The 20,337-nt window shown below is 62.1% G+C and carries 17 protein-coding genes; 6 read left to right on the top strand and 11 right to left on the bottom strand.

Translation table 11 applies throughout. The features are described 5' to 3' along the window. Positions 1-54 precede the first annotated feature (54 nt). From nudC to DCO57_RS12420, 3 genes are all read left to right on the top strand, one after another. Positions 55-999: an NAD(+) diphosphatase gene (gene nudC, locus DCO57_RS12430; RefSeq protein WP_116699228.1), complete on the top strand. Its 945-nt coding sequence runs from the start codon at positions 55-57 to the stop codon at positions 997-999. 7 nt (positions 1,000-1,006) lie between these two features. Next, positions 1,007-1,585 carry a histidine phosphatase family protein gene (locus DCO57_RS12425; RefSeq protein WP_116699227.1) on the top strand — a complete coding sequence of 193 codons (579 nt, stop codon included), beginning with the start codon at positions 1,007-1,009 and terminating at the stop codon, positions 1,583-1,585. Between the two features lie 65 nt (positions 1,586-1,650). Continuing rightward, positions 1,651-2,865 carry a lytic murein transglycosylase gene (locus DCO57_RS12420; protein WP_205756147.1) on the top strand — a complete coding sequence of 405 codons (1,215 nt, stop codon included), beginning with the start codon at positions 1,651-1,653 and terminating at the stop codon, positions 2,863-2,865. 48 nt (positions 2,866-2,913) lie between these two features. Here DCO57_RS12420 and DCO57_RS12415 read toward each other — a convergent pair whose 3' ends face one another. From DCO57_RS12415 to DCO57_RS12375, 9 genes are all read right to left on the bottom strand, one after another. Further along, positions 2,914-4,623 carry a SulP family inorganic anion transporter gene (locus DCO57_RS12415; RefSeq protein WP_205756146.1) on the bottom strand — a complete coding sequence of 570 codons (1,710 nt, stop codon included), beginning with the start codon at positions 4,621-4,623 and terminating at the stop codon, positions 2,914-2,916. Positions 4,624-4,758: 135 nt separating this feature from the next. Beyond that, positions 4,759-5,031: a helix-turn-helix transcriptional regulator gene (locus tag DCO57_RS12410; RefSeq protein WP_116699225.1), complete on the bottom strand. Its 273-nt coding sequence runs from the start codon at positions 5,029-5,031 to the stop codon at positions 4,759-4,761. Between the two features lie 345 nt (positions 5,032-5,376). Further along, on the bottom strand, positions 5,377-7,023 hold the full coding sequence (locus tag DCO57_RS12405; protein ID WP_116699224.1) for an ABC transporter ATP-binding protein: 1,647 nt from the start codon (positions 7,021-7,023) through the stop codon (positions 5,377-5,379). A gap of 10 nt (positions 7,024-7,033) precedes the next feature. Next, positions 7,034-8,218 carry an ABC transporter permease gene (locus DCO57_RS12400; RefSeq protein ID WP_116699223.1) on the bottom strand — a complete coding sequence of 395 codons (1,185 nt, stop codon included), beginning with the start codon at positions 8,216-8,218 and terminating at the stop codon, positions 7,034-7,036. A 3-nt stretch (positions 8,219-8,221) separates the two neighbouring features. Beyond that, a complete protein-coding gene (locus tag DCO57_RS12395) occupies positions 8,222-9,343 on the bottom strand; it encodes a microcin C ABC transporter permease YejB (protein WP_116699222.1) in 1,122 nt (373 codons plus the stop codon). A gap of 65 nt (positions 9,344-9,408) precedes the next feature. After that, positions 9,409-11,304, bottom strand: coding sequence for an extracellular solute-binding protein (locus tag DCO57_RS12390; protein WP_116699221.1), 1,896 nt, complete (start codon positions 11,302-11,304; stop codon positions 9,409-9,411). Beyond that, on the bottom strand, positions 11,301-13,211 hold the full coding sequence (locus DCO57_RS12385; protein ID WP_116699220.1) for an extracellular solute-binding protein: 1,911 nt from the start codon (positions 13,209-13,211) through the stop codon (positions 11,301-11,303). Before DCO57_RS12385 ends, DCO57_RS12390 begins: the two co-directional genes overlap by 4 nt. Positions 13,212-13,322: 111 nt before the next feature. Beyond that, positions 13,323-14,774: a diguanylate cyclase gene (locus DCO57_RS12380; protein ID WP_208977919.1), complete on the bottom strand. Its 1,452-nt coding sequence runs from the start codon at positions 14,772-14,774 to the stop codon at positions 13,323-13,325. Positions 14,775-14,905: 131 nt separating this feature from the next. Beyond that, the gene (locus tag DCO57_RS12375) at positions 14,906-15,457 is read right to left on the bottom strand and encodes a cytochrome c family protein (protein WP_116699218.1); all 552 of its coding nucleotides are present in this window, start codon (positions 15,455-15,457) and stop codon (positions 14,906-14,908) included. 187 nt (positions 15,458-15,644) lie between these two features. Here DCO57_RS12375 and DCO57_RS12370 point away from each other — a divergent pair, with 187 nt between their 5' ends. The 3 genes from DCO57_RS12370 (at position 15,645) to DCO57_RS12360 (ending at position 18,411) form a co-directional block, all read left to right on the top strand. Further along, entirely contained in the window at positions 15,645-16,391 is a 747-nt protein-coding gene (locus tag DCO57_RS12370; protein WP_116699217.1) for a 3-deoxy-manno-octulosonate cytidylyltransferase, read from the top strand. Positions 16,392-16,486: 95 nt separating this feature from the next. Beyond that, the gene (locus DCO57_RS12365) at positions 16,487-17,377 is read left to right on the top strand and encodes a prephenate dehydratase (RefSeq protein ID WP_116699216.1); all 891 of its coding nucleotides are present in this window, start codon (positions 16,487-16,489) and stop codon (positions 17,375-17,377) included. Positions 17,378-17,409: 32 nt separating this feature from the next. After that, on the top strand, positions 17,410-18,411 hold the full coding sequence (locus DCO57_RS12360; protein WP_116699215.1) for an adenosine kinase: 1,002 nt from the start codon (positions 17,410-17,412) through the stop codon (positions 18,409-18,411). A 56-nt stretch (positions 18,412-18,467) separates the two neighbouring features. Here the strand turns inward: DCO57_RS12360 and DCO57_RS12355 are convergent, their stop codons facing one another. Both DCO57_RS12355 and dapB read right to left on the bottom strand, forming a co-directional pair. Further along, positions 18,468-19,088 carry a 2,3-bisphosphoglycerate-dependent phosphoglycerate mutase gene (locus DCO57_RS12355; protein WP_116699214.1) on the bottom strand — a complete coding sequence of 207 codons (621 nt, stop codon included), beginning with the start codon at positions 19,086-19,088 and terminating at the stop codon, positions 18,468-18,470. 125 nt (positions 19,089-19,213) lie between these two features. Continuing rightward, on the bottom strand, positions 19,214-20,017 hold the full coding sequence (gene dapB, locus DCO57_RS12350; RefSeq protein WP_116699311.1) for a 4-hydroxy-tetrahydrodipicolinate reductase: 804 nt from the start codon (positions 20,015-20,017) through the stop codon (positions 19,214-19,216). Positions 20,018-20,337: the final 320 nt, after the last annotated feature.

The raw sequence follows: 20,337 nt of genomic DNA, 5'->3' as shown, positions 1-20,337 counted from the left end.
GCAACCGATGCGCCACAGACACATTCCGACCAGCGCCTCTCCAAGGATCACAACATGCAAGCCAGCGCGGCCGATCTCCTGCCGATGGAGATGAGCTTTCTCGGCAACAGCCTCGACCGGCAATCGACCCGGCGGGGTGACCGGGCCTATCTCTCCGGGCTCCTGAACAGGCCGGACACGCAAGTCGTGCTGTCGAGCGACAGGACACTGGTCTTCGCCGCCGCGGAGACGCTCACCATCGGACATGAGCTTGCGGCCGCCAGGACGCTGGGGGCCAACCCTGACGAACTGGTGTTCCTGGGCCTGCGCCCGGAAACCGGCCAGGCCCTCTTCGCGGGCACGCTGCCATACAGCGACGAAGACCTGGAACCACGGTCGGACCTGCAGCTGGTGGATCTGAGAACGCTGGCGCTCCAGAAGCTGCTGCCGCCGCAGGATCTCGGGCCGCTGGCCCAGGCGCGCGCTCTGGTGCACTGGCACCGGACCCATCTGTTCTGCTCGCGCTGCGGCGAAAAATCCGTCATGGCGGAAGCCGGCTACCGGCGCGACTGCCCCGCCTGTGGCGGTCAGCATTTTCCGCGCACCGACCCCTGCGTGATCATGCTGATCACCGATGGCGAACGCGCCCTGCTCGGGCGTCCGGCACGGCTGCCGGAAGGCATTTACACGACGCTGGCCGGCTTCATGGAGCCGGGAGAAACGGTCGAGCAGGCGGTGCGCCGCGAAACCCTGGAAGAATCCGGAATTCGGGTCGGCGAAGTGCGTCTGATCGCCAACCAGCCCTGGCCGTTTCCGGCCAACCTGATGATCGGCTGCACCGGCACCGCCCTGTCGTCCGAGATCGAGATCGAGGACGACGAGCTGGAAGCCTGCAAATGGTGCGACCGGGCGGAAGTGCGCCAGATGATGTCCGGCACGCATCCGGAAGGTCACAGGATCCCGCCATCGATCTCCATCGCCTATGAGCTGATCGCCGGCTGGATGGATGGCAGGATCTAGAAGCGGCATGACCTGGTGCATATATCTGACCCACCCGGAGGTCGAGATCGACCCGGAGGTGCCTGTCCCGGAGTGGGGCCTGTCGGATACCGGCAGGCAACGGGCGGCGAAGGCCGCTTTCCTGCCTTTCGCCGGTGGCATCCGCAACGTGATTTCGAGCGGCGAGACCAAGGCGATCGAGACCGCACAGGTGTTTTCCGCCCGCCTGAATGTCTCCCAGCGGGTGCTGCCCTTCCTGCACGAGAACGACCGCAGCGCGACGGGATATCTTGCACCGGAGGACTTCGAGGCAACCGCCGACGCCTTCTTCGCGCAACCGCACGAATCCGTCCGTGGCTGGGAGCGGGCCATCGACGCGCAGAACCGCATCGTCACCGGAATCCGGAGCGCCCTGCGCCACGTCCCGGACGGTGACCCCGTCCTGTTTGCCGGACACGGCGGCGTCGGAACGCTTCTGTTGTGCCATCTGATGGGGTGCCCGGTTTCCAGGCGGCACGACCAGAGGCGCGGCGGCAGCTGGTTCCGGTTCGACAAGGCCTGGCTGATGGACCAGACCGGCCGCAATTTGAACTGGACAGAACTTTAGGAAAGTCCAATTCGGACCTGCGACGTGTTAGGCTTCCGGCAGAGAGTCAACTTCCGGAGCCTGTCTTGATCCGCCGATTAGCAACACTGTGTTCAGCCGTCCTTGCCGCGTTCGTCTTTTCCGGCTTCCAGCTTCAGGCTGGCCAGTATGACGCGCAGTTCCAGCAGTTTCTGAAGTCCGAAATCGTGCCCGCCGCCCGGCAGGCCGGGATTTCCCAGGCGACCCTCGACCGGGAACTCTCTGGGCTGACCCCGGACACGTCCCTGCCCGGTCTTGTCGGCCCGGGCGGCAAGGGAGCGCCTCCGAAGGTCAATTATCAGTCGGAATTCAAGTCACCGGCCCGCTATTTCCGTGACAGCCAGTTCAACGCGCTGGTGCCGCGCGGACGCAACCTGATGAAGAAGCATGCCGGAACGATCCGGAAAATCGAGGCGCAATACGGTGTGCCCGGACGCATTATCCTGGCAATCTGGGCCCGGGAAAGCGGTTATGGCGGCGCGAAGATCCCCCATGATGCCCTTCGGGTCGTGGCCACACAGGCCTTCATGGGCCAACGCCCCGACTTCTTCAAAGGCGAAGTGATCGCCGCGCTGAAAATCCTGCAGAACGGCGACATCCCGCGCAAGGCGATGAAAAGCTCCTGGGGCGGGGCGATGGGCCAGCCGCAATTCCTGCCCTCGTCCTACCTGAAATACGCGGTCGATTTCGATGGCGACGGCAGGCGCGACATCTGGACATCCGAAGTCGATACGATGGCCTCGATCGGTCACTACCTGTCCGCCCATGGCTGGGTGACGGGCCGGGACTGGGGCTATGAGGTCAGTCTGCCCGATACGGTTTCCTGTACCCGCGAGGGGCCGGACAACCGGCAGAAGATTTCCGCATTCGTGCGCGAAGGAGTCCAGCGGGTCAGCGGCAAGCCCTTTCCCGGTCACGAACTGAACCGGCCGGGCAACATCCTGCTGCCTGCCGGACGCTACGGCCCGGCCTTCATCGCCACGGAAAACTTCTATGTGATCAAGGAGTACAACGAGAGCGACACCTATGCGCTCTTCGTCGGCCATCTGGCGGACCGCTACGGCAGCAACAAGGGTTTTGCCGGAGAGTGGAAGCCCATGAAGGAAACCACCCGCGGCGCGGTGCGCAACCTGCAGCAGCGGCTGGAGGGTCTCGGCCATGACGTCGGCGGCGCGGACGGGCTGATCGGCTTCAAGACCCGGAGGTCCATCGGCAAGGACCAGGAAAAGAACGGATTTTTCGCCACCTGCTGGGTGGGGTGACGGCACGGGTCGCGCCGGCGCCCGCGCGCCTCCCGGTCCGAACCTCGATTACGGTTCCAGGCCCGTTTTCTCTTCGGTCTTGAGCTGTCTCAGCGCCGCATCGATTGTCGCCTTGTAGCGCACCTGGGGCGGGCGGACATTATGCGTGACCAGCATGCGCCGCGTCTGTTCCGAGGCACCGGTGATGAAGAAGCGCACTCCGGCCCGATGGGCCTTGCGTGCCGTGCCCTCGATGACGCTTGCGGCGGTGGAATCGAGGAAGGGAACCGCCGAGCAATCCAGAATGAAGTTGCGTCTCTGGTCGGCAATGCGGTCCAGCACCGACCCGACCGTGGCGGCCGCGCCGAAGAAAAACGCCCCCGAGATCCGGTAGATGACCGTATCGGGATCGCTGGCGCTTTCGGCATGATAGGCATGGCGGTCGCCATTGGCGCTGTCGGCAACGTCCTCGAGCGGCGGCGGAAGATGCGCCTCAACGGCGATCGTCTTCGACATGCGGTTGATGAAGAGCACGGCGCCGAGCGCGAAGCCGACAACGATCCCTTCCGTGAGATCGCGGAAGACAACCAGCAGAAAGGTCACCAGCAGGACAAGCGCATCGCCGCGCGAGGAGCGTATCAGGGCGGCGAAGGCCTGCTTCTCGACCATGTTCCAGGCGACGACGGCCAGAACGCCGGCCAGAGCGGCAAGCGGGATGTAGCTGGCCAGCGGCGCGGCCACCAGCATGAAACTCAGCAGAAACAGCGCATGCAGCATGCCGGCGACCGGCCCATGGGCGCCGGCGCGGACGTTGGTCGCCGTCCGTGCAATGGTGCCGGTGGCACAGATGCCGCCGAAAAGGGCCGAGGCGATATTGGCGACGCCCTGCGCCACCAGTTCGCAGTTGGACCGGTGGCGGCGCCCGGTCATGCCATCGGCCACCACGGCGGACAGAAGGGATTCGATCGAGCCGAGCAGGGCGAATGCGATGGCGTCCGGCAGGACCGCCAGCATGAGTCCGCCATCGAGCGGCGGCAGCGAAGGCATCGGCAGGCTGCGGGGAATGCCGCCGAAACGGGTGCCGATCGTCTCCACCGGCAGGGAAAACAGGGCCGCGGCCAGAGAGGCGGCCGCCACCGCGATCAGCATGCCCGGCCAGCCCGGCCGCAGACGCTTGAGGACCATGATCGCGCCGATCGTGACCGCGGCCACCGCCACCGCAGCCCCATTCACCGTAGGCGCGGCTTCGGAGAGCACGGCCAGTTTTTCGACAAATTCGCCGGGTTCCGCGCCATCCAGTGTCAGCCCGAACAGTTCCTTGAGCTGGCTGGCGAAGATGATCACGGCAATGCCGGCGGTAAAGCCGACGGTCACCGGGTAGGGAATGAACTTGATATAGGTGCCGAGCCGCAGGTACCCGCCGACAAGCATGAAGACACCGGACATCATGGTGGCCAGAAGCAGGCCCTCGACACCGTGGATATGCGCCGTCGCGGCGACCAGCACGATGAAGGCTCCCGCCGGACCGCCGATCTGGAACCGGCTTCCCCCCAGGGCGGAAATCAGGAACCCGCCGATAATGGCGGTGAAGAGCCCCCGTTCGGGCGAAACGCCGGACGCGATCGCAATGGCCATCGACAGCGGCAGGGCGACGATGGCAACAGTCAGCCCGGCGATCGCGTCGGCGCGCAACTGCGGCCAGTGATAGCCCTCCCGAAACACGGTAACGAGCTTGGGGGTGAAAAGTTCGCGAAAGGTCGGCGCGGGAAAATGATCCATTCCCGGTCCACCAGACGAAGGCGCCGATTGCGCCTGCCGAGGAGCGTCCATCCTGTCAATCCAGCCTTTTTTGAAGGCGGCGTGACCGTCCGCGCCAAGGCCGGCGGTCTTCGTCGCTAAAGAATTCTCCGCACGTCACTTCATCGGGGCAGCGGAAGAACCCGCCTGAATCAGCCTGACGCCACGACCGCTGCCGGAGCTCGGCTGATTTTCGCCGATCAGCTCGACGCCACAGGCATTGAGCGCTTCGGTGACCCTGGTCAGGGTCTCGATCACCCCGCGCACATTGCCTTCGCTGGCCTCCATGCGCTGGATCGTCGGCACCGATACTCCGGCCTTTTCCGCCAGGGTCTTCTGGTCGATACCGGCAAGGGCGCGAGCGGCGCGCATCTGAGCGGCTGTTATCATGCAAGCTTATCCTCTGCCCGTTGATTTACACTACTGACACATGCATAGTCATGTTTCAAGCATTAATATTGCGTAGAAATACGCATTTGCCAGCCACATGTGGCCGCCAAAGGGACATGCGGCCGGTCACAGCCGTGCTTCCAGAGTGTCCGGATTGATATGGTCGGGCGGAGCACGCGCCGGGGACCTCCGCAGGGTGCAGACGGACCGTGCCCGGCCGGTCGAAAGGCAGGATCGGCCCCCCGGGAGAGGCGTGGCCGGAGTCGATCAGCCGGCCTGCGCCGGACCGGCCAGTCAGAGTGGCGATCAGCCGAAAGAGAGGGGAAAAGTCAGGCCGTTAACGGGTCAGACACTCACCACGCCTTCCGGCGCGGTTTCCAGCCGGAAGGCCGCCGCCATCAGCGCTCTGGTGTAATCGGTCCGCGGAGCGTCGAAAATCTGTTCCGCGGATCCGGACTCCACCACCTTGCCCTGGCGCATGACGACGACTTCATTGGCAAGCGCCCGCACCACTTTCAGATCGTGGGAAATGAACAGATAGGCCAGGCCATGAGCCTTCTGCAGATCGCGCAGGAGATCGACCACCTGGGCCTGCACGCTCATGTCGAGTGCGGATGTGGGTTCGTCCAGCATGACGAATTTCGGCTCCAGCACCATGGCCCGGGCAATGGAAATGCGCTGACGCTGGCCGCCGGAGAATTCATGCGGATAGCGGTGCCGGGTAGCAGCATCGAGTCCGACTTCCTCCAGCGCCCGCGCCACCCTGAGGTCGCGTTCCTGCGCGGTAATTCCCGGGAAATGCACCTGCAGGCCCTCGCCGACGATTTCGGCGACAGACATGCGCGGGCTGAGTGCACCGAAGGGATCCTGGAAGACGATCTGCATGTCCCGCCGCAGCGGGCGCATTTCCTTCCAGGACCTGGTCTGGATTTCCTCGCCGTTGAAGACGATGCGTCCGGTGGAGGAAATCATGCGCAGGATCGCCAGACCGAGCGTCGTCTTGCCCGACCCGCTCTCGCCGACGATCCCCAGCGTCTGGCCTTCGCGGACAGTGACGTCGATGCCGTCCACCGCCTTGATGTGGTCGACAGTCTTGCGCAGGAAACCGCGCTTGACGGGAAACCAGACCTTCAGGTCGTCCGCCTGAACCACGACGGGTCTGGTGGTGTCGGTCGCGGGCGGTTCTCCCTTGGGCTCGGCGGCGAGCAGATGCCTGGTGTAATCGTGTTGCGGGCGCTCGAAGATGTCGGCGACCGGCCCCTGCTCGACGATCTTGCCCTCGGTCATCACGCAGACCCGATCGGCAAACTTGCGGACGATGCCCAGGTCGTGGGTGATGAACAGCATGGCCATGCCGTGCTTGCGCTGCAGGTCCTTCAGCAGTTCCAGGATCTGCGCCTGCACCGTCACGTCCAGGGCGGTGGTCGGTTCGTCCGCAATCAGAAGATCGGGTTCATTGGCAAGCGTCATCGCGATCATCACGCGCTGGCGCTGCCCGCCGGAGAGCTGGTGCGGATAGGACTTCAGCCGTTTTTCCGGCTCCTGAATACCGACCTGATCGAGCAGCTCCAGAACGCGTGCCCGTGCCTGGGTGTCGCTCATGCCCCGGTGGATCTTGAGAATTTCCGCGATCTGCTTTTCCACCGGATGCAGCGGATTGAGCGAGGTCATCGGCTCCTGGAAGATCATCGAGACGTCATTGCCGCGCACCTTGCGCATCTCGCTGTCTTTCGCGCGCAGAAGATCCTGACCGTTCATCATGATCCTGCCGGAGGGATGCGAGGCGGCGGGATACGGCAGCAGCTTCAGGATGGAGAGCGCGGAAACCGATTTTCCGGAGCCGCTCTCGCCGACCAGGGCAACGGTTTCGCCCTTGCGGATATCAAAGGAAATCCGGTCGACGGCAAGGGTCTCGGTCTCGCCCTGGGTAAAGGCGACGGAGAGGTCTTCCACGGACAGGAGCGGTCCGTTCGCTGTTGTGGTCTTGCTCATGCTGCTCTCCTCAAGCCATGCTCTTGCGCGGATCGAACGCATCGCGCACGGCCTCGCCGATGAAGATCAGCAGGCTCAGCATCAGCGAAATGACGATAAAGCCGGTAATTCCCAGCCAGGGGGCCTGGAGATTGTTCTTGCCCTGCGCCAGCAGCTCGCCGAGCGAGGCCGAGCCTGGCGGCAGGCCGAAGCCGAGAAAGTCCAGGGCGGTCAGGGTCGAGATGGAGCCGTTCAGGATGAACGGCATGAAGGTAAGCGTCGCCACCATGGCGTTGGGCAGCAGATGCCGCCACATGATGACCGGATTCGAAACCCCGAGCGCCCGGGCGGCCGAAATATATTCGAAATTCCGGCCGCGCAGGAACTCCGCCCGCACCACGCCCACCAGCGCCACCCAGGAGAAGGCCAGCAGGATCGTGAACAGGGTCCAGAACCCCGGCACCAGGAAGGAGGAGACGATCAGGATCAGATAGAGGGTCGGAATCGCCGTCCAGACCTCGATGAAACGCTGGAACAGAAGATCCACCCAGCCGCCGTAGTAGCCCTGCACCGCACCGGCGGCAATGCCGATGACGGAGGAGGCCAGCGTCAGTGCCAGACCGAAGAGCACCGAGATCCGGAAACCGTAGACAAGACGGGCCAGGACATCGCGGCCCTGGTCGTCCGTGCCGAGCCAGTTCCAGTTGCCGATCACGCAATTGGGATCTTCCGCGCCGAGCGGATAGCGCGAGCAGCGTTGTTCCTTGTCCATGGTCCAGGAGGGCGGCGCCGGCGCGGGGACCGGAATGTCATGGTTCACGGAGCGGTAGGAATAGCGGACCGGCGGCCACAGCATCCAGCCATTGGCGGCGATCTCCTCCTGAATGAAGGGATCGCGATAGTCGGTCACGGCGAGAAAGCCGCCGAATTTTTCTTCCGGGTAGTCGACGAAGACCGGCGCCAGCAACTCGCCGTCGTAATACACCAGAATCGGGCGGTCATTGGTGAAGAATTCGGCAAGCATGGCCATGACGAACAGGACCAGAAAGATCCACAGCGCCCAGAAGCCACGTCTGTTGGCCTTGAAGTTTGCCAGTCTGCGCTGGTTGATCGGCGACAGGCGCATTTTCCGCGGCGGCGGGGCCGTTTCCTCCGCCAGGGGATTGAGCGTTTCGTAGCCCGCGTCTTCCAATTCCTTGGTGAGCCGTGAATCCATCGATCAGACCTCCCTGCTCTCGAAATCGATGCGCGGATCGATCCATGTATAGGTCAGGTCGGACATCAGGTTCACCAGAAGCCCCATCAGCGAGAAGATATAGAGTGTGGCGAAGACCACGGCGTAATCGCGGTTGATCACCGATTCGAAACTGAGCAGGCCAAGACCGTCGAGCGAGAAGATCGTCTCGATGAGAAGAGATCCGGCGAAGAAGGACGAGATGAAGGCGCCGGGGAATCCGGCGACAACGATCAGCATGGCATTGCGGAAGACGTGGCCGTAGAGCACCTGGCGTTCGCTCAGTCCCTTGGCCCGCGCCGTGGTCACATATTGTTTGCGGATCTCGTCCAGAAAGGAATTCTTTGTCAGCAGGGTGGTCGTGGCGAAGGCCGAGAGCACCATGGCGGTGAGCGGCAGAACCAGGTGCCAGAAATAGTCGGCGATGCGCGCCGGCCAGGAGAGCTGTTCCCAATTGTCCGACACGAGGCCCCGCAGCGGAAAGATATCCCAGAAGGAGCCGCCGGCGAACAGGACGATCAGCAGGACCGCGAACAGGAAACCCGGGATAGCGTAGGCGACGACGATCACGCCGGAGGTCCAGACGTCGAACCGGGACCCGTCGGTCACCGCCTTGCGGATTCCGAGCGGGATGGACACCAGATAGGAGATCAGGGTCATCCACAATCCCAGGGAGATGGAGACGGGCAGCTTTTCGGCGACGAGATCCAGAATGCGGATGTCGCGGAAATAGCTCTCGCCGAAATCGAACCGGGCGTAGTTCCACAGCATGTTCAGGAAGCGTTCCAGCGGCGGTTTGTCGAAGCCGAACTGGGCTTCGAGCTCCTTGATGAATTCCGGATCGAGCCCCTGGGCACCGCGATACTTCGAGGTGACGCTGTCCGATCCGCCGCCACTGCCGCCGGAGGCATCGTTGCCGGCGCCCATCATGTCGCTGCCGCCGCCGCTGATGCGCGCCGTCGCCGAGACATCGGTACCGGAAAGCTGGGCGATGACCCGCTCGACCGGCCCGCCCGGCGCGAACTGGATGATAAAGAAGTTGATGGCCATGATCCCGACCAGCGTCGGTATCATCAGCAGCAAACGGCGAAGAATATAGGCGCCCATGGAAACTGTGCAGTCCCTTTATCGACCGGCCTTCTGAAACGGGCCCGAGGTGTCACTTGTGAATCTTATCCGGCTTTTCCGAGTTTTGCGGCCTTTTCCTTGTCTATCCACCAGAGTTCTTCGACAGGGAAGAGATAGCGCGGCGTCTGGTCCGGATAGCCGTAGACATCCCACATGGCGACGGTATGGACATTCTTGTACCACTGGGGAATCCAGTAGTATCCGGCCCGCAGGACGCGATCCAGAGCGCGCGCGGCGGTGTTCATCTCCTCGCGGGTCTGCGAGGCGATCACCTTGTCGATCAGTCCGTCGACCGCCGGGTCCGCAATGCCGGCAATATTGTAGGTACCCGGAATACCCGCCGCCCGGGAGCCCCACAATTCGCGGACATCGTCGGACAGGGTCACGGAGGAGGAGACCCTCTGGCTGGCGATGTCGAAATCGAAGTCGTTGAGGCGGGACTGATACTGTGCGGGATCGACGATGCGCAGACTTGCCCTGATCCCCAGCCGCTGCAGGTTCTTGATCAGCGGATTGGTGATCCGCTCGAACGCGGCGGTGTTGTTCAGGAACTCGATTTCCATCGGCTTGCCGTCCGGGTCGACGAGATCCGATCCCTCCCGCCGGAACCCGGCTTCCGCCAACAGCTCGCTGGCCCTGCGCAGCAGGGAGCGGTCGGAACCGGAACCGTCGCTGACCGGCGGGGAGACCGCTTCTCCGAAAACCGTTTCCGGAAGCCGGTCGCGGAAAGGCTCCAGAAGGGCCAGCTCCCCGGCCGCGGGAAGTCCCTCGGCCTTCATCTCGGAATTTTCGAAATAGGAGTGGATCCGGTCGTAAAGTCCGTAGAAGAGATTCTTGTTGGACCATTCGAAGTCGAAGGCATATCCGAGTGCCTGACGCACCCTCGGATCCTGGAATTTCTTGCGGCGGGTGTTGAAGTACCAGCCCTGGGCGCCCGAAGGCCGCCCGTCGGGGAACTCCCGCCGGACCACCTCGCCATTCTCGATCGCCGGGAAATTGTATTCCGTCGCCCAGTTCTTGGAGGTGAATTCCTCGCGATAGAGGATATTGCCCTTCTTGAAGGCCTCGAAGGCGACCTGCCGCTCCCGGAAGAACTCGACCTTGATGGCGGCGAAATTGCAGTGGCCCCTCATCACCGGAAGGTCCCGGCCCCAGTAGTTATCCACTTTATGATATTCGACATAACGGCCGACCGCATGCTTGCCGACCTTGTAGGGACCGGAGGACAGCGGCGGCGTCAGCGTGGATTGCCGGAAGTCGTAAGCGGTGTAATAGCGTTTGGAAAAGATCGGATAGTCGGTCGCTATGACCAGTGCCAGCTGCAGGGCCTGGGTGCCGTCGAACTGAAGGGCGACCCGGTGTTCCCCGAGGACCTCGGCATCCTTCAGAGCCCTCAGGGGCTGGCTCAGGAGCGGATGCCCGTCCGCCTTCAGCAGCAGGATCGAAAAGGCGACGTCTTCCGCCGTCAGCCTGGATCCGTCATGAAACCGGGCTTCCGGACGCAGATTGAAGATATAGTCGTTGCCGTCTTCCGATACCTCGACCGTTTCGGCCACCAGTCCGTAGACGGCATCCGGTTCGTCCAGGGCACGCACCATGAGCGTGTCGAAACACAGCTCCATGCGCGGTGGCGCGTCACCCTTCAGGATGAAGGAATTGAAGGTGTTGTAGGTCTGCGGGTTCTGATTGAAGTACCAGTAAGGCGCGGAGAAGGAGAACTTGCCGCCTTTCGGGGCATCGGGATTGGCATAGTCGAAATGGGTGAACCCGGGTCCGTATTTGAGATCCCCGAAGACGGACAGGCCATGCTGGGGGCCTTGCCCCGCCGCCCGTATCGCCGCTCCCGCTCCGGGCGCGGACCACGGCCCCAGTCCGGCCAGCGCCGCAGCCCCGCCAAGCTGCAGCAGCCGTCGGCGCGAAGGAGACGAAAAGCCGATCATCTTGCCGTCCCTGTCTTTTCCGCCAGCTCCGCGTCGTACCACCAGATGGTCGGAAAACCGGTGCTGTATTCGGGCATCCTGTCCGGATGGCCGAACCGGTTCCAGCGGGCTGTGCGGGTTTCGTCCGAATAGAATTGCGGCACCACGTAGTGGTTCCACAGCAGCACCCGGTCGAGCGCGCGGGTCGCGGCCACCAGGGTTTCCCGGTCCTTGGCAAAGATCACCTTGTCGATCAGATGGTCGATGGCCGGGTTCTTGATGCCGCCGTAGTTGGCCGAACTCGGATTGTCGGCGGACGCCGACCCCCAGTATTCGCGCTGCTCGTTGCCCGGTGACAGCGACTGGCCGATCGCCAGGACGACGGTATCGAAGTCCCTGCTGCGGACCCGGTTGATGAACTGGGACACATCGACCAGACGCAACACAGGCTCGATGCCGATGCTTTCCAGGTTCTTGGCATAGGGAAGCAGCGTGCGTTCGCTGGCCTTGTCCCGGTAAAGGAACTCCACACTCAGCTGTTCGCCGGTCGCCGGGTCGATCATCTTGCCGCCCTTGAGCTCGAAACCGGCACCGCGGAGCAGGTTCACGGCCTCGCGCAGATTGGCGCGCACATTCTGCGGGTTTCCGCCAACCGGATTGGTGTATTCCTGGGTGAACACCTCGGGCGGCACCTGGTCGCGGACTTCCTCGAGAATTTCCAGTTCCTTGCCTTGCGGCAGCCCGGAGGAGGCAAGCTCGGTTCCCGCGAAATAGGAATTGACCCGTTTCAGCAGGTTCGCCGAGACGATCTCGTTGGTCGTCTCGAAATCATAGGCGTAGTTGAGCGCCCTGCGCACATCCGGATTCTGGAACTTTTTCCGACGCATGTTCAGGAAGAAGCCCTGCATGACACCGGTGGACTTGTCCGGAAAGATCTCCTTCACGACCCGGCCGTCCCTCACCGCGGGAAAATCATATCTCTTGGCCCACTGGCTGGAACTGCGTTCCACATGGAAGTCATGCTGGTCGCCCTTGAACGCCTCGAACTGAACCGCGTCGTCAAGGAAGGCGATGTAGCGGATCTCGTCGAAATTGTTGGTGCCGACCCGGATCGGCAGATCCTTGCCCCAATAGTCCTCCACCCGTTCATAGATCACCTGACGGTTGGCGGAGAAGTCCTTGATCCGGTAGGGACCCGATCCGAGCGGCGGCTCCAGGGTTGCCCGGGAAATGTCGCGCTTCTCTCCCTTGGCGTCGGTACCTTCCCACCAGTGCTTCGGCAAAATGGTCAGCTGCCCCATGATTTTCGGCAGTTCGCGGTTGCCCACCGAATCGAAGGTGAACCGGACCGTGTTGTCGGCAACGATCTCCGTCGAGGTCACGTTCTGATAGTAGAATTTCCGGCGCGGATCGAGTTCGATCGCCTTTTCGAACGACCAGATGACATCTTCCGCCGTTACGGGCTTGCCGTCGTGCCATCGGGCCTTCGGGTCGATCCTGTATTCCACCCAGGAATAGTCGTCCGGGTAGCGCACGCCGTTCGCAAGCACCGCATATTGCGCGCTGATGTCGTCCTCATCCAGGGAGGGTTCCATCAGGCTTTCGTAGATCGACATGATTCCCGGGGCAATATTCCCCTTCTGGGCAAGAATGTTGAACGTGTCGAAGCCGCCGCTGCTGGCCAGCCTGACGTCGCCGCCTTTCGGGGCATCCGGATTGACATAATCGAAATGGGAAACATCCGGCCCGTATCTGGGCGTTCCGTTGAGCGCGGAGGCATGCTGCCATTCGGGTTCAACGGCCAAAGCGGGGCCTGCGGCAAGGCTGCCCATCGTCACGCCGACCGAGGCCAGACCTGTAACGGACAATGCACCAGCGAACGCGATCCGCGCCGCCGCCGTCTTCAAAGAGCCCCAAGTGAACATCATCGGCTTTTCCGTCCCTTTCCCGTTCCGCAGCCCGGATGCATGGACTGCCGGGCACCAGTTTAGGGACCAGCCGGTCAAACGTCACCTGCCGGATGGCGATATGACAGAAATTTAACCTGCCTGGGGAACTTCCTTTCCCGACAGGCCCTTTTCCTGCAGCTTGGATTTCGCCTTCTGGGCATACATGCGCCCGTCGGCAACCCGAAGCAGATCGTCCACCGAGGCGGCATCCGCCGGGAAACTCGCACTGCCGATGCTGGCCTTCACCCGGATTCTGATGCCGGCGAAGGTGAACGCCTGATCCAGACGTTCTGCCAGACGGCTCAGGAAGGCTTCCTTTTCCTGGTAGCGCATGTTGCCGGGAGTCAGGATGATGAACTCGTCACCACCGACCCGGGCAACCGTATCGCTCTGGCGGGTCTGATGCTGCAGCCTCTCGCCGATTTCGATCAGCAACTGATCCCCGACCGAATGGCCGTAATTGTCGTTGACCGGCTTGAAGGCATCCAGATCCACGTAGAAGATCTCAAAGCCGGACCCCGAGCGCTCGCACATGTTGGCCAGCTGATACATGCGTTCTTCCAGAAGGCGCCGGTTCGCCAGCCCGGTCAGGGGATCGTGCAGCGCCATCGCGCGCACCTTGTAGACCTCGCTGATGAGAAGAAAGGCCATGGTGCCGAAGACCAGCGAGATCAGACTGCCGATCAGCTGGGTCATCCAGACTTCGTCGCCGTAACTGGACCAGCCGTTCTGCGGATAGCCGACCAGTTGCCAATTCAGACCACCCGGAAGATGGAGAGGAAGCGATACGTAGTCGGCCTCCAGAATGGACTGGTTGCCGAAGATGACGTTGTTTGCCGTGCCGACCGCGTTCTTGTTGACCACAGCAGTGCGGGTGCCGTTGACGACGTCTTTCATGCCCGCGGCCGCCATGAGGCCCGCCTCGTCGAGAATTAGGGTCGCCACCCCCCAATAGGCCCGGTCGTTCATCGGCTGGCCGGGATATGCGGGCGGGAAAACCGGGATACGGATCACCAGGAACTGCCCGCCCTGGACGAGTTCGAGCGGACCGGCAATCACCACCTCGCGACTTATCATCGCTTCGCGGATCGCCGGCCACTGGGTACTGTTCATCCGGTAGTTCAGGCCAAGTGCGGCCTCGTTCGGTTTCTCGGGATAAACGGCGCGCAGGATGTTGTTGGGCGCAAGACCGATGGACCGTATGGAAGAGTTCTCCTCGATGAGATCGCTTGCGATCTCACGGTAGTGGTCGCCGTTGAAGGGCTCATCGGCAAACTGGGTCACATAGGCCCTGATGCCAAAGCCATGAGCCACCGTCCGGCTGATCTCGCCCTCGAGGCGCGCCCGCGCTTCGGAGAGACCCGCGACGGCATCCCTCTTGTGCTGCGTGACGAGCTCGGCTCGAACAAGCTGTCCGACATGCGCCGTGACCGCGATGCCCGCAAAAAAACAGGCGATGGCTACGACCGAAGCGGTAAACGTTCCGTTCGAACTGAAAAATAAATTCCGTGCCAGATGAAAATCCATGCGGTACTTGCCCAAGCCCAACCCGTCCTGACAATACACTACGTAACGGAAGATTTGTTAATTTTTCATATAATGCAAATAAAAAAGCCGAGCATTGCGCCCGGCTTTTTAGATATTCATTTGAATTACGCTACCCCTTCCGAGATTTACTCGGACGGCAGCGGCACAGGTGAGTCGGACTGCTCATTGAGATAGGCGATTATGTTCGCCCGGTCGTCAGGTTTACGCAGACCGGCAAATCCCATCGACGTGCCGGGCACGTGCTTTTTCGGAGCAATCAGGAAATGATCGAGCTGGTCGAAAGACCATTCCGGATGTTCCTCGGAGAAGGCGACCATCGCCGAGGAATAGCTGAAGCCTTCATGGCTGGCCGGTTTGCGGCCGACAACGCCCCACAGAGCAGGCCCAACCTTGTTGGCACCGCCCTGAGTGAAGTCGTGGCAGGCGGCGCATTTCTTGGCGACCTTTGCTCCGTCTTCAGCCGAGGCTTCCACGAGACGTTCGGAAATCGGCGCGACTTCCGGAACCGCTTCCACTTCCGAGGTCGCGTCTTCCGCCGAAGCGACGACGATTTCATACCCCGGCTTCCCCGGGATCGTCGGATGGAAAATGATATCGGAGACGATACCGACACCCATAGTCAGAATTAGAACCATCAGAACCGCACCTGCGGCCTTGTTCAGCGTGAAGGAATCCATTCTCTCCGGCTCCAAGCTCATACGCGTCCGAGCCCGCAGCATGAGACTCCGGACCCTATCAGCTTTTTAAAATTTGCCGGAACCTACAAATTTTTTGACCTTGCTGTCCATAGCTTTAAAAGGACATCTGATATGACAAACGGACGCGGCGGTCTTTTTTCACATTTCCGCCGGACGTTCCGGTCCCATGGAGACCCTTTTGACCGCTGCACTCGTCATCATTCCCGCCCGCCTCGCCGCAACCCGCCTGCCGCGCAAGCCACTTGCCGACATTTGCGGAAAACCCATGATCGTGAGGGTGCTAGAACAGGCGCAGAACGCGGATATCGGCCCGGTTGCCGTGGCCTGCGACGACAGGGACATCGCCGACGCGGTTCACGATCACGGCGGCAAGGCCATCATGACCCGGTCCGACCACGCCTCGGGCTCCGACCGCATTCAGGAAGCTGTCGGGCTGGTCGATCCGGACGGACGCTACGAGGTCATCCTGAATGTTCAAGGTGACGTGCCGCTGATCGAGCCGGCAGCGATTCGCGCCGCCTTCGCGCCGCTGAGCCTGCCGGAAGTGGCCATCGGCACGATCATGACCGAGCTGACCGATCCGCAATTCCGGGACAATCCGAATTTCGTCAAGGCGGTCACGACACCGAACGGCCGTGGCCATCACCGCGCGCTCTATTTCACCCGGGCGACCGCGCCGAGCGGCGACGGCCCCCTTTACCAGCATCTCGGCATCTATGCCTATCGCCGCACCGCGCTGGCCGAGTTCGTCCGCCTGCCCCCCTCTCCCCTGGAGATGCGCGAGAAGCTGGAACAATTGCGCGCACTCGAGGCCGGCATGCGGATCGACGTGTCGATCATCGACAGCGCCCCCATGGACGTGAACACCCCGGAGGATCTGGAGCGCGCCCGTGAGGCCTATCAGACCTCCTAGCCCGTCTGGGCCGTCCCCGACCGGAGCCGACAGAAAATTCAACAGGTGATCGAATTGCAAGCATCAGTGCATCCCGCCCGGAGGCGGAAAGACCCATGACCGACAGAAAAAACATCGTTTTCCAGGGAGAAACCGGCGCCAATTCACATATGGCGTGCCGGAGTGTCTATCCGGACTATGAAGCCATTCCCTGTCCGACCTTCGAGGACTGCTTCTCGGCCATGGCGGACGGCTCGGCCGATCTTGCCATGATCCCGATCGAAAACTCGGTGGCCGGGCGTGTCGCCGACATCCATCACCTGCTGCCGAAGTCCAATCTGCACATCATCGGCGAATATTTCATGCCGATCCGCTTCCAGCTCATGGCGCCCAAGGGGGCGACGCTGGAAGGGCTCAAGAAGGTCCAGAGCCACATTCACGCCCTCGGCCAGTGCCGCAATGTCATCCGCGAATTCGGCCTGACCGCCGTGGTCGGCGGCGACACGGCAGGGTCCGCCCGCCAGATCGCCGAGCTCAACGACCCGACCGTCGGCGCCCTGGCGCCGGAAATGGCGGCCGAGATCTACGGGCTGGATATCCTGCGCCGTGATGTGGAGGACGCCGCCCACAACACGACCCGCTTCGTCATCCTGTCCCGCGAGCCGATGCAGGCGGCCTACAACGGGCAGCCGGTCATCAGCACCTTCATCTTCCGCGTCCGCAACGTTCCGGCGGCGCTCTACAAGGCGCTCGGTGGATTCGCCACCAACGGCGTCAACATGACGAAGCTGGAATCCTATCAGCTCGAAGGCCAGTTCTTCGCGTCGATGTTCTACGCGGATGTGGAGGGCCATCCCGATGACCCCTCCGTCGCCCTGGCGCTCGAGGAACTCGCGTTTTTCTGCGCGGAGCTCAATATGCTCGGCGTTTACCGCGCCAGCCCGTTCCGGGAGAAGATCAAGGAACCGGAAGCCAATCGCGCCCTGAGACCCAATCCCCATTCCTGAAGCCGCAATCAGCGGCATCACCAGAGGACCCCATGACAGAAACCAGATTTGACGCCTTGTGTATCGGCAATGCCATTTGTGACGTATTTGCGCATGTCGAGGAAGACTTCCTGCTTGATGAGGGCCTGATCAAGGGGTCCATGCGCCTGATCGATACGGAAGAAGCCCTGCGGCTGTTCGACAAGATGGGGCAGACCGTCCGCATCTCCGGCGGCAGCGCCGGCAACACGGCCGCGGGGATCGCATCGCTCGGCGGCAGGCCGGCCTATTTCGGCAAGGTCGCCGAAGATGAACTGGGCGACAGCTATTTCCACGACATGAACGGCACCGGCGTCTACTTCAACACGCCGCGCCTGCGCGACAGCAAGCCGACCGCACGATCGATGATCCTGATCACGCCGGACGGCGAGCGGACGATGAACACCTATCTCGGCGCCTGCACCGAATTCAGCCCTGCGGACGTGGATGAACAAGTGGTCGCGGTTTCGGCCGTCACCTATATGGAAGGCTATCTCTGGGATCCGGAAGAAGCCAAGAAAGCCTTCCTGAAAGCGGCGGAAGTCGCACATGCCCACGGCCGGAAGGTGGCACTCACCCTGTCGGACTCCTTCTGTGTGGACCGTTACCGCAGCGAATTCCAGGCGCTGTTGTCGGACGGGGTGGTCGACCTTCTGTTTGCCAACGAGCACGAGCTCAAGGCGCTCTACGAGACCTCAGATCTCGGATCGGCAATCTCCGGCGCCCAGGCCACCGGCGCCCTGACCGCCCTGACGCTGGGCGCGGAGGGCGCCATGGTGATCACCGGGAAGGAAACTGTGAAGGTCGCGGCCCGGCCGGTCGACAATGTGGTCGACCTGACCGGTGCGGGCGATCTGTTCGCCTCCGGCTTCCTGCTCGGCCTTGCCCGCGAGTACACGCTCACCGATGCCGCCGAACTGGGCTGCATCTGCGCGGCAACGGTGATCAGCCACGTCGGCGCCCGCCCGGAACGGCCGCTGAAGAATGTCGCGACCCAGAGCGGTTTCGAGGTCTGACAACAAAAAGGGGCGAAACCGCCCCTTTTTCCGCATGTCCGGTTCTGTCAGACGGTTCAGTCCGCCAGATCCTGCACGCTGAGAACTTCGCCGTTTTCGTCGAGCCGGTAGATGATCGGCGTTCCGGTGCCGAGTTCCCGCTTGAGGATTTCTTCCGGGCTGAGGTTTTCCAGATCCATGATGAGCGCGCGCAGGGAATTTCCATGCGCGGCGACAATCGTCCGCTTTCCGGACAGCACCTTCGGCAGGATCTCCGACTTGTAATATGGCAGGACACGCTCGGCGGTCATCTTCAGGCTTTCGCCTCCCGGAGGCGGAACGTCAAAGGAGCGGCGCCAGATGTGGACCTGCTCCTCGCCAAACTGCTTGCGGGCCTCGTCCTTGTTCATGCCGGTCAGGTCGCCGTAGTCGCGTTCGTTCAGCGCCTGGTCCCTGATGGTTTCCAGTCCGGTCTGGCCGAGTTCCTCCAGGATGATGTCCAGGGTCTTCTGCGCGCGGGACAGAACGGATGTGAATGCCAGGTCGAACGACAGCTTCAGGTCCCGAAGCTGCTGACCGGCCTGATGGGCTTCCGCAATGCCCTTTTCCGTCAGGCCCGGATCCTTCCAGCCGGTGAACAGGTTCTTCAGGTTCCATTCGCTTTGTCCGTGCCGGACAAGTACAAGAAGGCGGTCCATGCCATTCTCCCCGTTCTCGATCAACACCCCGCCATTTGAAGGCAGGACCCTCGATCTGTATTAAAATGTCAGAGCATCCTGTCCGGGTTCATCGGAACGCGGAAAGCTCCATAGTTTCTTCAAGCTCAATTCTCGAGGCCGAGCACATCGGCCATCGAATAAAATCCCGGCTTCTGGTCAAATCCCCACAGCGCCGCCTTGACGGCGCCACGCGCGAACAGCTGCCGGTCCTCCGCGCGATGGGTCAGTTCGATACGCTCGCCTTCACCTGCGAACACAACCGAATGCTCACCGATCACCGATCCGCCGCGCAGGGTGGCAAACCCGATGTCGCCGGGCCGGCGGGGCTCCATGATGCCGTCACGGGAGCGCACCGAATGGTCCGCCAGATCGATCCCCCGGCCGTCCGCCGCCGACTGGCCGAGCAGCAGGGCGGTGCCTGACGGGGCATCGACCTTGTGGCGGTGGTGCATCTCCAGAACCTCGATATCGAAATCCGCATCGAGGGCGGCGGCAGCCTTGCGCACGAGGTTTGCCAGCAGGTTCACCCCGAGACTCATGTTGCCTGACTTGATGATCCTGGCATGGCGGGCGGCCGTGTGCAGCGGCTCGTCTTCCCCGTCGGCCCAGCCGGTTGTGCCGATCACGTGGACAATGCGGGCCTGAGCCGCCAGTTCGGAAAACCACAGACTGGCCGCGGGAGCCGTGAAATCGAGAACACCGTCCGCCTTCGCGAAGGCGGTCAGGGGGTCGTCGGTCACCGGGACACCCAGGGTGCCCGCACCGGCCAGTTCCCCGGCATCCTGACCAAGAACCTCGGCACCTTCCCTTTCGACAGCCGCGACGATTTCCGCGCCGCTGGCTTCGGTCACGGCACGCGTCAAGGCGCGGCCCATCCGGCCCCCTGCTCCGACGACAACCAAGCGCATCTGCCCCATCCCGTTCCTTTCATGCAGCTATCGCAAGGGGGTATATCAGTTTCACGTAGGGAGGCAAACGTCTGATCACAGCCCTGCGGAGGGAAACAGACCGGACGATTCATTGTAAAATATGACGATAAATTCGAAGCTTTACGATAGGTAAAAGATAAGTTAAATTTCCATTTCCGTGTAATTACAGCCTGTTTTTATCAATATTTCAGATAAGCCATGAGAATATATGCCGAAAAAACAGATAATCTTTTCATGTATTTGGGACGTTCGCCCGGTTTTTCATGATAGTCTGTCCCTATGCACGTGATGCGTACAGG

It is taken from the genome of Labrenzia sp. 011 (assembly GCF_003075075.1).
Lineage (GTDB): Bacteria > Pseudomonadota > Alphaproteobacteria > Rhizobiales > Stappiaceae > Roseibium.
Note: the sequence above shows the minus strand (reverse complement) of the source record. Positions and strands in the feature narration are given on the sequence as shown.